The sequence below is a fragment of the Pseudomonas citri genome, from assembly GCF_025336485.1.
Classification (GTDB): domain Bacteria; phylum Pseudomonadota; class Gammaproteobacteria; order Pseudomonadales; family Pseudomonadaceae; genus Aquipseudomonas; species Aquipseudomonas citri.
Genome location: NZ_JAODAB010000034.1, coordinates 1 through 13,732 on the forward strand (window position 1 = coordinate 1; position 13,732 = coordinate 13,732).

Annotated in this window: 15 protein-coding genes; 5 read left to right on the plus strand and 10 right to left on the minus strand. The window is 60.0% G+C overall.

Features of this window, described 5'->3' with window-relative positions; genetic code table 11:
- Positions 1 to 80 precede the first annotated feature (80 nt).
- Entirely contained in the window at positions 81 to 1,352 is a 1,272-nt protein-coding gene (locus N4Q37_RS25210) for a type II toxin-antitoxin system HipA family toxin (RefSeq protein WP_260962760.1), read from the minus strand.
- Positions 1,349 to 1,846 carry a helix-turn-helix domain-containing protein gene (locus N4Q37_RS25215; RefSeq protein WP_260962762.1) on the minus strand — a complete coding sequence of 166 codons (498 nt, stop codon included), beginning with the start codon at positions 1,844 to 1,846 and terminating at the stop codon, positions 1,349 to 1,351. Before N4Q37_RS25215 ends, N4Q37_RS25210 begins: the two co-directional genes overlap by 4 nt.
- A 311-nt stretch (positions 1,847 to 2,157) precedes the next feature.
- Here N4Q37_RS25215 and N4Q37_RS25220 point away from each other — a divergent pair, with 311 nt between their 5' ends.
- Positions 2,158 to 3,372: a colicin E3/pyocin S6 family cytotoxin gene (locus N4Q37_RS25220; protein WP_260962763.1), complete on the plus strand. Its 1,215-nt coding sequence runs from the start codon at positions 2,158 to 2,160 to the stop codon at positions 3,370 to 3,372.
- Entirely contained in the window at positions 3,369 to 3,596 is a 228-nt protein-coding gene (locus N4Q37_RS25225) for a DUF7683 domain-containing protein (RefSeq protein WP_260962765.1), read from the plus strand. The genes N4Q37_RS25220 and N4Q37_RS25225 overlap by 4 nt, the downstream gene beginning before the upstream one ends.
- A 23-nt stretch (positions 3,597 to 3,619) precedes the next feature.
- Here the strand turns inward: N4Q37_RS25225 and N4Q37_RS25230 are convergent, their stop codons facing one another.
- The 6 genes from N4Q37_RS25230 to N4Q37_RS25255 form a co-directional block, all read right to left on the minus strand.
- Complete coding sequence (locus N4Q37_RS25230; RefSeq protein ID WP_260962768.1) at positions 3,620 to 3,886, minus strand: hypothetical protein; 267 nt, start codon at positions 3,884 to 3,886, stop codon at positions 3,620 to 3,622.
- Positions 3,887 to 4,143: 257 nt separating this feature from the next.
- On the minus strand, positions 4,144 to 5,208 hold the full coding sequence (locus N4Q37_RS25235; protein WP_260962770.1) for a S8 family peptidase: 1,065 nt from the start codon (positions 5,206 to 5,208) through the stop codon (positions 4,144 to 4,146).
- Between the two features lie 306 nt (positions 5,209 to 5,514).
- Positions 5,515 to 5,994 carry a glycine zipper domain-containing protein gene (locus N4Q37_RS25240; RefSeq protein WP_260962772.1) on the minus strand — a complete coding sequence of 160 codons (480 nt, stop codon included), beginning with the start codon at positions 5,992 to 5,994 and terminating at the stop codon, positions 5,515 to 5,517.
- A gap of 245 nt (positions 5,995 to 6,239) precedes the next feature.
- Positions 6,240 to 8,555, minus strand: a complete 2,316-nt coding sequence (locus N4Q37_RS25245) for an FdhF/YdeP family oxidoreductase (protein WP_260962863.1) — start codon at positions 8,553 to 8,555, stop codon at positions 6,240 to 6,242.
- Between the two features lie 29 nt (positions 8,556 to 8,584).
- Entirely contained in the window at positions 8,585 to 9,424 is an 840-nt protein-coding gene (gene fdhD, locus N4Q37_RS25250) for a formate dehydrogenase accessory sulfurtransferase FdhD (RefSeq protein WP_260962774.1), read from the minus strand.
- Between the two features lie 93 nt (positions 9,425 to 9,517).
- Positions 9,518 to 10,405: a LysR family transcriptional regulator gene (locus N4Q37_RS25255; RefSeq protein ID WP_260962776.1), complete on the minus strand. Its 888-nt coding sequence runs from the start codon at positions 10,403 to 10,405 to the stop codon at positions 9,518 to 9,520.
- Between the two features lie 134 nt (positions 10,406 to 10,539).
- Between N4Q37_RS25255 and lysM the strand changes: the two genes are divergently transcribed.
- The gene (gene lysM, locus N4Q37_RS25260; protein WP_260962778.1) at positions 10,540 to 10,980 is read left to right on the plus strand and encodes a peptidoglycan-binding protein LysM; all 441 of its coding nucleotides are present in this window, start codon (positions 10,540 to 10,542) and stop codon (positions 10,978 to 10,980) included.
- A gap of 49 nt (positions 10,981 to 11,029) precedes the next feature.
- Here the strand turns inward: lysM and yrfG are convergent, their stop codons facing one another.
- Positions 11,030 to 11,692: a GMP/IMP nucleotidase gene (gene yrfG, locus N4Q37_RS25265; RefSeq protein WP_260962779.1), complete on the minus strand. Its 663-nt coding sequence runs from the start codon at positions 11,690 to 11,692 to the stop codon at positions 11,030 to 11,032.
- 88 nt (positions 11,693 to 11,780) lie between these two features.
- Here yrfG and nudE point away from each other — a divergent pair, with 88 nt between their 5' ends.
- Positions 11,781 to 12,347 carry an ADP compounds hydrolase NudE gene (nudE, locus tag N4Q37_RS25270; RefSeq protein ID WP_260962781.1) on the plus strand — a complete coding sequence of 189 codons (567 nt, stop codon included), beginning with the start codon at positions 11,781 to 11,783 and terminating at the stop codon, positions 12,345 to 12,347.
- Entirely contained in the window at positions 12,344 to 13,171 is an 828-nt protein-coding gene (cysQ, locus tag N4Q37_RS25275) for a 3'(2'),5'-bisphosphate nucleotidase CysQ (RefSeq protein WP_260962783.1), read from the plus strand. Before nudE ends, cysQ begins: the two co-directional genes overlap by 4 nt.
- Before the next feature lie 69 nt (positions 13,172 to 13,240).
- Here cysQ and N4Q37_RS25280 read toward each other — a convergent pair whose 3' ends face one another.
- Positions 13,241 to 13,696, minus strand: a complete 456-nt coding sequence (locus tag N4Q37_RS25280) for a thioesterase domain-containing protein (RefSeq protein ID WP_260962785.1) — start codon at positions 13,694 to 13,696, stop codon at positions 13,241 to 13,243.
- Positions 13,697 to 13,732 lie beyond the last annotated feature (36 nt).

The following is a 13,732-nucleotide window of genomic DNA, read 5'->3' on the forward strand; positions in this document are numbered from 1 at the left end:
GATAGATTTAAGCAAGCCAACCACACCACCCGTTAATCAGTATTGCAAAAATGGGGGTGACCATAGATTTTCATGGCCGACTAGTTGTTTGAGAGGTGAAATGCGGGCGCCATGTTGTCTTGCTCTCGTTTCGACAGGCCCAGCGCCGCTGCCAGCGTCGGCCATTGGCTGACCACTTCCTGGAACTGCGCAATGATCTCCCGGGCATCTGTCTGGCCGACTCGAAAATACTCTGCGACCTCGAGAGCGAGTTCCAGGTCCAGGGCATTGTCCGCATCGGTGATGTTGAGCTTAAGCCCATCGGCGTGGGGGACAGGATTCATGTCATACGCAGCGGACAGGCGCCACCCTCGACCAGGGTCGAGAATGAATCCGTGATTGCGTAAATGGTCATCGGTATTGGAAACCAGGATGTTGAACACAATTCGTGACCAAAGCTCCCGCAGGTCTGCTTTGGTTTGCGAGCCGTGTTCGATCAGCACCTCTGCCAGTTCCAGATAGCTGGCACCTGTCGAGGCATCATCACCGTCCACTCGGTCGGTCATGGTCATCGCTGAAGCAAAGTGCAGCCGGCCACCTTGTTCGGTGCGGTCGAAGCGCTTGACCATAAAGCAGTGGTGATCGCTCGCATAGCGCCGGGCGATACCCGTGGCGACCCGTAAACCACAATGATTAGCCAGGGCGTTCAGCACCATTTCCCAAGCGCCGACATCATATTCGTCGCGTGTGCTTGGAAATTTGGCGATCCATAGGTGCCCCTTCTCGTCAGCGACGCTGGCCTTGGGTCTCGCTCCGCCCAGAGAGCCGCCAGGTGCAATCAGCATTCTCAGCCATTGGCGGCCGTGGAGCGAGGTGTTGTCCGGGTCATTTTCCAGGGCTCGACTTGCCTGTTCCAAAGCACGCAGTTCGACAAAAGGGGGAGCCGCCACGCCGTCCCGGTCATCGAGAAAGTTGCCCTCGTCATTGAGCCTGTATCGGATTGCACCGACGCGATAGAGATCATGGACACCCAAGAGATAGTCGGATTCAAACAACTTGCTGCCTTTGGGAAGCAAGCCGTCCCGAATGTCTCGCTCTAGCCGGCGCTTCATCAGCAGTTGCCCCCATCGATCAGGGCTTGAGTCGGCGAAGACGCCAAATCGGCTCTGGTGTTGACCGGGAAATTGACGCCCCTCGAAGAGCTGGATGCGAGGATCCAGCGATATGAAGTTCAACGCTGGATCGGATAGGGCGGCTACGTCGTACTCAAACTCGAACACATCAGCGGAGCGAGTCTTCCGGGCATGCAGCAAGCCTAGGCGTCTCGGGCCACCCAATGATTCCCAGTCGGCGTACACGGCAATCAATGTCATTGTTTATCCATTGAAGGCTTGGTTTTTTTGGAGGTGGTCAGCAGTCTGGAAAGAGAATGGGTATTGAGAGGAAAGTCGGCAGAGACATCTGGTTTTTGATGCCTGTTCTCAGTCTCGTCCATGTTCCCGCCTTGCCCTGCCGGAGAGTTTTTCAAAGAGCTCGTCCTGGGCGCTCGAGAACTTTTGCTGGTCGCGGTTTTTGTCGCGGTGAGCAGTTGAGCATCTTGCAGTTGCCTTCCGAGTTCGTCGACGGCTGCGAGTTTGTTCAGATCTCTTTCCAGGCCCAACACCTGCATGACTGACAGATAGGCGCCGATGGTTACGCCTGCGCCGCCTGACTCCAGAGAGCGCAAGGTTGTCAGGGACATGCCCGATCTTTCGGCGACTTGCTTGGCCGTCAGCTTGCGGCGTAGCCGCGCAAGCTTCAGCCGGCCGCCGAATTCGGATAACAGCTTGGTCACGGGAGGGAGGAGAGGGGCTGTTTTCTTGGCCATATGGCAATATTCCGTGATTTTTCAATCATAACTACCAAAATATTAGCACTTAATTCTAAAGGCCACCCTGCCGACCTGGAGAGCGAACGGGGGTGGTCCTTCGTGACGAGGATTGAGACTGTCGTTATTCCAGCTGAAGTCGATGTTAACAGCCAGAATAATGTCACTTAAGGCGCTGGACTCCCCCTTCATCGAAAAAGAAGAAAACTCCCACGACAGTCTAGGAATCGTCCGGTAAGCGTGCCTTCGTTTGCTCGGTAGGGTTTGCCGTGCCCTTCACAGGGGGCAAAGCGACTGAGCAAGGACGAAGCATGACGAAAGGAAAAAACGCACCTCCTCAGGTTTGGGAGTATCAGGGCGGCGATTGGCGGATCAGGGTCTTGCGGGACATGACCCCCAGCGAATTGGCGAAGAGAGACACCGCTCAACAAGCCTACGAGGACATGCTTGGCAGGCAACTGGCCTATATGAAAGAGCGCCTGGCTCTACTACGGGAAGAACCACGTCCCGTCATGAAAGGTTGTGTCTTTGCCAAATCGTGCCAGTTGCCTGACTCGCTGATTGATTACCAGCATCCTCGTGGTTACATCCCGACGGAACTCGTTAAAGAGTACGGTGCGCTCACCTTGCTGGGTGGACGCGAGGTCAGCGAGTCGGGGCGTATACCGCTGAAAAGAATCAGCGGCGCGTTGCCGGCAAGCGTCGGCACATTCGCCTTGGGTGGGGCAGCATTGTCTGCGGGTGAAGTGGGGGCCGGCGCCGTGGCCGGCGCTATCTCCGCGCCAGTGGTGGCGGGCGCCTTGATTGGCCTGGTGGGATTGCTGGCGCCCGCGAACCTGGGTGACGGTGCGCTGTACACCGAAGAGCAACTGCGCTCGCTGGAGCAGGCCCGCACCCGGGTTCGGCTGCATATCGAAACCCAGGCCGACGGAACGCTCAAAGGGTACGGCTACAACACCCAGGCGCGGCGGGACTGGGAAATGATCCCGGTGGTGACGTTCCAGGCACGCGGCGAGCAGCAGGTCGCGGATTTTGGCGATGGGATCGAGCTAATCTGGACGCCGGCGGTCGATCCTTCCGCCACACTGGGCATCCCCGCCCTGGAGGCCGCACCCCAGGCTCCGCACATCTGGATCTTCCCGCCGACGCCTGCGGCGGACAGCATCATCGTCAACCCGATTTATCCGCCGGAGTACAAGGATTTCATTCTTGTGTTTCCGGTGGGGGCTGGGGTTTCGCCGCTTTATATTGTGTTAAATGTTTCTGACCATAAATATCACCCAACGCCTAAAGGGATCCTCCCTGCTTTTCCTGAACTTGTTCGTGGTCGATCAAAAACTGCCGTACAAGGGGGAGGAGGGTTACGTCCCCGTTGGACTGACAGAGCAGGAAACATTTATGAGTGGGACCGTCAGCATGGAACCCTGGAAAAATACAACAAACGCGGAAAGCACTTAGGTGAGTTCAATCCCATTACGGGTGATCAGACAAAAAGTGCGGACAGGACAAGAGAGGTAGAACCATGACTTTCGGTGTGTTGGGCTTTTATCGAAATAGGGATGAATTGGTGTTTGAGCAAGACATCAGCTTGTCAGTAGAGGACTTGAAGCCTGTGATGCGATGGATGAATAACCAAGACCACATTGGTGCAGACTTCAAGCTTTCTGCAGCACAAGTGCGTGAAATTGAGCAGTTGGCGTCGGTGGTTTTTCCTGAAGGGTTGGATTTTTATCTAACGTCCCACGACTGATTATCAAACGTTAAGCCTAATCCTCAACGCAACCGCTGTCGCACAACCTCCAGCAACTCACTGCCATCCTGAACCAACAGATACAACGCATGCACGATGCTCGGGATATCCCTCACATCGGCGTGTTTGAAGCACAGGCAATGCAAGGTTTCGAGCAGGTCGCTGGAGGCGCGGATTCTTTGGGCGGCGGCGTCGCAGAGGTCCTGGATATCGGCCTCGGTGTCGATGGCCAGGATCGGTGTACCGTTGAGTCGCTGGTATCGGTTGGCGCTCGGGTCGTCTGTGTGCATTCGGGCCTCTCAGTCCGATTTCCTAATCGAATCGCGGACTATAGAGAGCACTGCCCGAGCGCCGCAATATGGCCCGAAGGGACAGATTGTGTAGGGCGTTTACCGGCGTCTGACGCTTGAATCAGAGTGCTGTTCCGAAGTTTGCCGCCTGTCATCATTTTTCGCTCGATTATCAGGCGGATCCTACAAGCGTGCTGTAAGACGCGCCTCAGACGCGGTAGTCCGTTTCCGATGAAACTGTCATCGCCGTTATCTGCTCAGTCGATCAAGATACCGGGAATGCGTCGTGCGGCCTCTTCCAGATCCATCAGCCCTCTGCCATAAGCTTCACTGTTGGCGTAGATACCGCTGCGGTTGGTCGTCGCCAGCAGGTGCTCGCGCACTTGTTGCGGACTGAGTTGCGGGTAACGGCTTTGTAGTGCGGCCAACGCGCCAGTGACCAAGGCGGCTGCGGGGGAGGTGCCGGCGGTTTGCATGTAGTGGCCGTCCTTGCCAACGGTGAGCAGGCCTGCCTGTGCGCCGGAGTCGCCGCCTGGGACGGCGATGCACCAGGCAGCCGCGATGCCGCAATAGTTGGATTTGCCATTGATGGCGCTGCCGTCGTTTTTCAGGGCAACCACCGCGATCCAGCCTTTTTCCAGTTCTGGCAAGGCCGCCGGCAAACCGGGTTCGGCCAGGGGTTCTCGCTTGAGTTCGTTGCCGGTAGGGAAGACGAACACGGCGCCGTCCGACACCAACTTTCGGGCAACGGCCAAGGAGTCGGGCATCACCTGTTTGTAACGCGCTTCACTGATTTCGGTGGCGGGGATGGCGTTGGCCCATGAGTTGTTGAACAAACGGGCGCCCTTGTCGAAGCCGCTTTGCCAGGACTGGGCGATTTCCTGATCGAAGAAGAACGGCTCGTTGTCATCGCCAAAGCGAAAGGGGATCAGCCGGGCGTTGAATGCCATGCCATGCATGCCCTGGTCGTCTTTGTTCGCGGCGATGATACCGGCCATTTGCGTGCCGTGACCCAGGCGGTCAACCGTGCCGGGACGGTTTTCGACATGATCGAAACCAGGATCGGCCAGCCTGCCCTCGAACTCATTCAGGCCGGCATCAAGCCCCGAGTCGATCAACGCGACGACCACGTCCTGGCCGGTGCCGCCCAATGCATACAAGGCTGAAGCCTTGACCACGGCCAAGCCTCGCTGGGCATGATATTCCGGGGTTTCGAATGCGTTCGGTTCCACGCCGGAGGGTTCAGGTGTGCTCAGGCAGCCGACCAATAATGAGGCCAGCGTGATTGTCAGGATACGGGTTACGAAGTAGCGACATGACATGGTTCGTTCCTTGAAGACCGTCTTGGGCGCCAGGCTTCCTTGCCTTGAGATGGCGCATGGTTGACCCGCACCTTAGCGTGGATACGAGGGATGGGCGAGGCATCGAGACGCCTGGATTTGTATCTGCCCGTGGCAATCCAGTTTTTTCGAGGCTGCGGTGCACACCTACCTGATCGAGGTTGGCGGCTTGGGTATCCGAGGTGGTGGGGGCGTAGCGAGGTGGTCTGAAACGAAAAATCGCAGCCTCCGGTCAGCCATGGGCTGAAGGAGGCTGCGATCTTGAACGGCTGGAGTGAATGTCAGCCGTTAGTCGCGGTAATAGCGATGATGATGTTTGCGATGCCCATAGGCATGGCCACGACCGGGGTGACCATCTCGGTAGTAGCGGCGGTCACCGCGGCGACCGTCATAACCACGGTCATCGTCATCGTCCTTGCCCATGTAGTTACCCAGTGCGCCACCGGCGCCACCGCCTGCTGCGGCACCGATCAGGCTACCGGTGGTGCCGCCCATGCTGCGGCCGACCACGTTACCGCCAGCTGCGCCCAGTGCGCCGCCGATTGCCGCTTCGCCGCGGCTGTGTCTGTCAGCGCCGACCGCACTACCACCCGCACCGCCCAGCGCTGCGCCGATGGTGGAACCGGTGTTGCCGCCCAGGGACTGGCCGACGACCGAACCCAAAACCCCGCCCAATGCGCCACCGACACCTGCTTCGGCGGTGCCGCCGGCAGACGCGACGCCACTGACCAGGCCAAGGGACAACAAGAGAATGGAGGAGAACTTCATAGAGGAGCCTCAAAGGGATGACGGGCGCGATCCTGAGGCCGGCTTCGCTGCGTGACAATCGAAATCCGACGAGTAACACGACTTGTGCACAATTCTATAAGTTATTGTTTTTTGGGCGGAACTTAACGTCTTTTCGCCGGTCTTTAGCCACTTGGACAGGCCGTTTTCCGTGGAAAACGGCCTTTTTTATGGGCGCTGGAAAGTACTTTGTGGCGAGGGGCACCGATGATCCAGCCAAGGCTGTATCAGGCTGACTTGGCCAGGATCAACCCGTTCTCGCTCGGCATTTCCAGGCGGATCGCCACGAACTTCGACGTCGGAGTGTGGCTGTCGTCGCCAGTGCTTTCCAGCGGTACCAGCGGATTCACTTCAGGGTAGTAGGCCGCGGCCTGCCCGGCGGGGATGTCGAACGCCAGCAGGGTAAAGCCCTTGACCCGCCGCTCATGGCCGTCATCCCAGAGCGAGACGATGTCAGCCTTCTGGCCTGGCTTGAAGCCCAGGCGGAGGATGTCCGCTTCGTTGACGAACAGCACATCCCGCTGGCCCTTCACGCCGCGATAACGGTCATCCAGGCTGTAGACGGTGGTGTTGTACTGATCATGGGAGCGCATCGACTGCATGATCAGATCCGGCAACTGGCCGGTGGCGCGGGTGCGTTCATGCACCAGGTCGCTCGGCAACAGGTTGGGCTTGAAGTTGGCACGGCCCGAGGCTGTGTCCCAGCGACGTGCAGCGGCGTTGTTGCCCAGGTAGAACCCTCCGGGATGCTTGAGCTTTTCGTTGAAGTGCTTGAAGCCTGGAATGGTGTCGGCGATGAGGTCGCGGATACGAGCGTAGTCGGCCACCAGCCAGTTCCAGTCCACCGGGCGGCTACCCAGCGTGGCGGCGGCCATGCCGGCGATGATCCACGGTTCGGAGCGCATCTGGTTCGACAGTGGCTGCAACTGGCCCTTGGAGGCATGGACCATGCTGAAGGAGTCTTCTACGGTCACCGCTTGCGAGCCTTCGGTTTGCAGGTCGATGTCGGTGCGTCCCAGGCACGGCAGGATCAACGCCTCCTTGCCGTGGGCCAGGTGGCTGCGGTTGAGCTTGGTGCTGATCTGTACCGTCAGGTCGCAATTGCTCAACGCCTGGAAAGTCCGATGGCTGTCCGGCGTGGCCTGGGCGAAGTTACCGCCCAGGGCGATGAACACTTTTGCGTGGCCGTCGGCCATGGCGTGGATCGCCTCGACCACGTTGTGGCCGTTTTCCCGCGGGACCTTGAACTGGAAACGCCGCTCCAGCGCGTCGAGGAACGCGGCTGGCGGGCACTCGTTGATACCCATGGTCCGGTCGCCCTGCACGTTGCTGTGGCCGCGAACCGGGCACAGGCCGGCGCCCGGCCGGCCGATGTTGCCGCGCAGCATCATCACGTTGGCGATTTCCTGGATGGTCGCCACCGAATGCCGGTGTTGAGTGATCCCCATCGCCCAGCACATGACCACGCTCTCGCTGTCGGCGTACATGCGCGCCGCTTGCTCGATTTCGGCCAGGGTCAGGCCTGATTGCTCGACGATCTGTTCCCACGGTGTGTCGTCGACGGCGGCCAGGTAGTCCAGCACGTTGGCGCTGTGTTCATTGAGAAACCCATGGTCGAACACCGCCGGGGCGCCGGTTTTTTGCGCATCTCGCTCCCATTGCAGCAGGAACTTGGCCATGCCGCGCAATATCGCCATGTCGCCGCCCAAGGCTGGACGCAAATAGGCGGTGTGGGTGGGCTTGTTGCCGTTGGTGAGCATTTCCAGCGGGTTCTGCGGATGCTGGAAACGCTCCAGCCCTCGCTCCTTGAGCGGGTTGATGCACACCACCTGGGCGCCGCGCTTCACCGCCTCGCGCAGCGGTTCGAGCATGCGCGGGTGATTGGTGCCCGGGTTCTGGCCCCAGACGAAAATCGCGTCGGCGTGCTCGAAGTCGTCGAAGGTCACCGTGCCCTTGCCCACCCCAACACTCTGGGCCAATGCCACGCCACTGGCCTCGTGGCACATGTTCGAGCAGTCGGGGAAGTTGTTGGTACCGTAGGCACGTACGAACAGTTGATAAAGGTACGCAGCTTCGTTGCTGGCCCGGCCTGAGGTATAGAACTCGGCCTGGTTGGGATTGCTGAGCCCGCGCAGATGTTTGCTGACCAGGGTGAACGCGTCTTCCCAGCTGATGGGCTTGTAACGGTCGGTCTCGGCGTCATACCTCATCGGCTCGGTGAGGCGACCTTGGTATTCGAGCCAATAGTCGCTCTGCTCCAGCAGCGCCGTCACGCTGTGCCTGGCAAAGAATGCCGCATCGACACGGCGCTTGGTCGCTTCCCAGTTCACCGCCTTGGCGCCGTTCTCGCAGAACTTCACCATGCCGCTTTCCGGTGAGTCACCCCAGGCGCAGCCAGGGCAGTCAAAGCCACCGTTCTGGTTGGTCTTGAGCATCATGCGGATGTTCTTCAGCGCGTTGTCGCTGGTCAGCCAGGCCTGGGCAACGCTGATCAACGCGCCCCACCCCCCGGCCGGGCCCTTGTAGGGCTTGTAGCGCGGCATGGGTTTCTGGTCGGCTTGTTGATGCTTGCTCACGCTTGGTTCTCCATCGCAGGGCTGTAGACCCGCGGCGCACTTTTTTGCGGCAGGTGAATGAGGTTGAGGTTGTGACGGCGAGCCCACTGCACGGCGAGGCCGGTGGGTGACGACAGGCTGACCAGGGTCTGGATGCCCGCGCGCAGGACTTTCTGGATCAACTCTAGGCTGCAGCGACTGGTGACGATCGCCACGCCACCGGCCACCGGGATCTGTTGCCGGAGCAACGCGCCGATCAGTTTGTCGAGGGCATTGTGCCGGCCGATGTCTTCGCGGCCCAACAGCAATTGGCCCTGGGCGTTCATGAACAAGGCAGCGTGCACGGCTCCGCAGTGTTGGCCCAGGGGTTGGAATTGGCTGATGTTCTGGCGCAGGCCGTCGAGCCATTGCGCGGGTGGCAGCGGTGCGCCCGGCAGCGTCTTGAGGTCTGGCAGTGCCTGCTCCAGGGCTTCCACGCCGCAGAGTCCGCAACCACTGGTGCCGGCCAGTTGCCGACGCTGTTGCTTGAGTTTCCAGAAGGCACGGCTGGCGATGGTCACCTGGGCGTATTGCGCAGAACCGCTACCGCTCAACTGCAGGTCGTAGATGTCCGACGGGTCTTCGATGATGCCGCTGCCAAGGCTGAAACCGACGATAAAGTCTTCCAGATCGGTGGGTGTGACCAGCATGACGGCCTGACTGATGCCGTTATAGGCGATCGCCAGGGCCACTTCCTCGGCCAGCGCGGTGCTGTCCGATCGGGCGTGGTCCAGGTCGCAGTAGCGATAGCTCTGGCTGGCGGCCGGCGTAGGCACTTGCGGTGCAGGTGCTGGACAGACCGGAGGCTTGTCGTTCATGGGCATCACTGAAAGTAGGAATAGTGTTAAGACTAAATGCGGCAATCTGCCACGTCTAATCGCTATTACTGATCCTTCAATAGATGACGTCGATCAAGAGGTCGTCGTTGATTTCTGATAGAGCGCAAAACACGCCTCTGCCAAGGCTGATCGCGGTGCACCGCGCCGCATGATCAGCCCCAGGGACACCAATGTCTGAGCGTTTTCGATGGGTTGGATGCGCAAGTCTTCGGCGAGGAAGTTCAGGCCGCTGTCCATGGGAATCACCGCGCAACACAGCCCTCCGTGCACCGCTTGTAACAATTGGTGCACCGCGTCGGTTTGCAGTAGGGGTTGGGGGGCCAGGCCTCGGCTGTGGAAATTGTGGTCGATGGACTGGCGAAAATGCATGCCGCTGGTGAGCATGCCCAAGGGCAATTCAATCAATGCTTCCCAACTCAGCGGTTGCTCGCCGAAGAAGAAAAACCGCTGGTCATACAGCAGGCCCATGCGGGTGGGGTTGAAGGGCAGGGCCTCGAAACGCTCAGTGTCCAACCGTTCCAGATAAGAAATGCCCAGGTCGATGCGATTGGCCGCCAATTGTTCGAGGATGTGTTCGGAACTCAAGGACGACAATTCGAAACGCAGGTTCGGGTGTTCGGCGTGCAAGCGTTGCATCATCGACAGCGGGTCGAAGTCCGACATGGGCACCACGCCCAGGCGCAGGGTGCCCGCCAGGTTGCCACGGCAGGCGGCCGCTTCGGCTTGCAAGCCGTCATAGGCCGCCAGCACTGTGCGTGCCCACGCCAACACCCGTTCCCCTGGTGCCGTGAAGCCTTCGAAGCGCTGGCCGCGATTGACCAGCGGCAGATCGAGTTCTTCTTCAAGGCTGCGCAGGCGCATCGACAGGGTCGGCTGGGTGACATGGCAGCGGGCGGCGGCCTGGCCGAAGTGGCGGGTTTCGTCCAGCGCGATGAGAAATTTCAGCTGCTTGATGTCCATCTTCGCTCCGGGGCGCGGGAAGTAATGAATTCTAGCGCTTTGCCCAGGGTATGGTCATTGGTCGGGCGGGGTGCCGGTTCGTCTGGCCTGGTCTAGGATTAAACGTCTGGATCCAAAACCAAGGAGCGCACGTCATGAGCATTTTCAGTTTTGTGAAGGAGGCCGGTGAAAAACTGATCGATCTGCTGACCCCCGGTAATGCCAACGCCAGCGAGCAGTTGAAGACCCATATCAGGGAGGTCGGCCTGGGTAATCCGAATGTCCAGGCGACCCTCGAGGGTGACAAAGTCATCGTCACCGGGGAAGTCGCGAGCCAGGAAGAGAAGGAAAAGATCCTGTTGGCTGTGGGCAACATCGCAGGTGTCGGCAGTGTCGACGATCAGATCACCGTCACGGGCCCGGTCGCCCAGGCCGCACGTTTCGTGACCGTGAAGAAAGGCGACACCCTCAGCGCCATCTCCAAGGCCGAGTACGGCGACGCGAACAAGTACCAGAAGATTTTCGAAGCCAACAAACCGATGTTGAAGCATCCGGACAAGATCTATCCGGGGCAGGTGCTGCGTATTCCTGATTAACACAGCCCCCTGTGGCGAGGGAGCTTGCTCCCTCGCCACAGGGTTCGCGTTATAGCCCGTCGATCAAATCCCGGTAATCCTCTAGCGCCGCGAACTCCCCCGTATCCTTCGGCCCCTTGCGGCTGTCCGGCACGCTGACGGCCAGCAGGTGCGCCACACCGAACGCACGGGCGCTGCGCAGCACCGGCAGGGTGTCGTCGATGAACAGGCTGCGGGCCGGATCGAAGTTCAGCTCGGCTTGCAGCGCATCCCAGAATTGTGGGTTCTCCTTGGGGAAACCGTAGTCGTGGGAACTGATCAGGCGTTCGAAGTAAGGCGCCAGTTCGATACGTTCCAGTTTCAGGGACAACGAATCGCGGTGAGCATTGGTGATCATCACCACGCGTTTGCCGGCGCGCTGGATCGCCGCCAGGAACGTGTCCGCATCCGGGCGCAAGGCGATCAGGTGGGCGGTTTCCAGCTTCAGTTCACGCACCGGCAACTTCAACTCGGTGCTCCAGAAATCCAGGCAATACCACTGCAACTGGCCCGCGTGGCGTTCGAACAGTGGTTGCAACTCCATTTCGGCCATGGCCCGACTTACGCCGTGCAGTTCGGCGTAGCGCTGGGGCAGGTGTTCCATCCAGAAATGGTTGTCGTAATGCAGGTCGAGCAGGGTGCCGTCCATGTCCAGCAGAACCGTGTCGATCTCATGCCAGGGCAACAAGGCCATAAAACTTCTCCAGCAGTAATCGGATATCCGACACAAACAATCAGAATAGGCCGGGTATAGTAGCCCGCTATCGCCCAGGGAGCCGTTTATGCGCCAGAAACCCACCATACTCGATCAACGGATCGTCGCCACCAGCCGGCTGTTTTGCGTGGAAGAACTCAAACTGCGTTTTTCCAACGGTGTGGAGCGCACCTATGAACGTTTGGCGGGTAAGAGTACGGGTTACGGCGCGGTGATGATCGTGGCGATGCTCGACGCCGAGCATGCCGTGCTGGTGGAGGAATACTGCGGTGGCACCGACGCCTACGAGCTGTCCTTGCCCAAGGGCCTGATCGAGCCGGGTGAAGATGTGTTGGCGGCGGCCGAGCGCGAACTCAAGGAGGAAGCCGGTTTCGGTGCGCGCCAGTTGGAGCACTTGACTGAGCTGTCGCTGTCCCCTGGCTACATGAGCCAGAAGATCCAGGTGGTGTTGGCCACCGACTTGTATGAAGAACGGCTGGAGGGCGACGAGCCCGAGCCGATGCGCGTGGACAAGGTCAACCTGCATGAGTTGTTGGCCCTGGCACAGAATCCCCAGTTCACGGAAGGGCGAGCCTTGGCGGCGTTGTACCTGGCCCGTGACCTGCTGACCCAGCGTGGAGCGTTGCTGTCATGAATTTCCCCAATCCCCTGATGGCCCCCGTGGTCGCGTTGGCGCTCAAGGCCGGTGAGGCGATCCTGCCGTTCTGGCGGGCCGGCGTGCAGGTTGTCCAGAAAGCTGACGAATCGCCGGTGACCGCCGCAGACATGGCCGCCCACGATGTGATCGTGGCCGGGCTGACGGCATTGGCCCCGGACATTCCGATCCTCTCTGAAGAGGACGCCAACATTGCCCAAAGCGTGCGCGCCGGCTGGCAGCGTTGGTGGCTGGTCGACCCGCTGGACGGGACCAAGGAGTTCATTTCCGGTAGCGAAGAGTTCACCGTCAACATCGCGCTCGTCGAGCAGGGCCGGGTGGTGTTCGGCGTGGTGTCGATGCCCACCAGCGGGCGTTTTTACGTCGGTGGCGCGGGGCTGGGCGCCTGGCGTGGCGACCAGGGCGGCGAGCCTTCGCCTATCGCGGTTCGCCATGAACTCGCGCCAGGCGAGGCCTTCACCGTGGTCGCCAGCCGTCGACACACCAGCCCGGAGCAGGAGCGTCTCCTGGCTGGCCTGGGCGCCAGCCTGGGCGAATTGCAACTGACCAATATCGGCAGTTCATTGAAGTTTTGCCTGCTGGCCGAAGGCGCGGCCGATTGCTATCCACGACTAGCGCCCACATCCCAGTGGGACACCGCTGCCGCGCAAGGCGTCCTGGAAGGGGCAGGTGGCGAGGTGTTGGATCTGAGCGGCGAAGTGTTCTGTTATCCGCCGCGGGAGTCGCTGTTGAACGCGTCGTTCCTGGCGCTGCCGGCGAAGGCGGTGTGGCGAGGGAAGTTGTTGGAGCTTGCCCGCTCTTAAATCCTGTGGGGGCTTCTGTGGCGAGGGGATAAATCCCCTCGCCACAAGATTTTGAGGTGTTTCCAAAAATCAGCGGTGCAACACGTACTGCCCCTCGAACTGCACGGCCACGTCCTCGCTGCCGGTATTCAGTACCTGGGTCTGCAAGACCAGCCGTGCCCGCCCATAACGCCGATAGGTCGAAAGGAAGCGTTTCCAGAGCTTCTCGTCCGGTGCATCGCAGATGACGGTAGCGTCGCCGGTGACCGGCAACGGATAGCTGATCTGCCCTTCCTGGATCACGATATGCCCGTCCTCGATGCCCTCTTCGCGCAGGGCCAGGTGCAGCCAGCCCCAACCGCCAAGCACGGCGCCGCAATACAGGCTGCCGCCGAACATGGTGCTTTTGTGGTTGACGTTGGCCGCCAATGGCAACGACAGACGCAGTTGCCGGGCCTGCCAACCAAGCACCTTGAGGCCCATCTCGCGCGTCAGTGGGATGTCGTGGTGCAGGATCGATTCCAGGTAACGGCTGTCGCGGCTCATGCGAAGGTCTCTTGCTTGAAAAAAGATGACGATAAC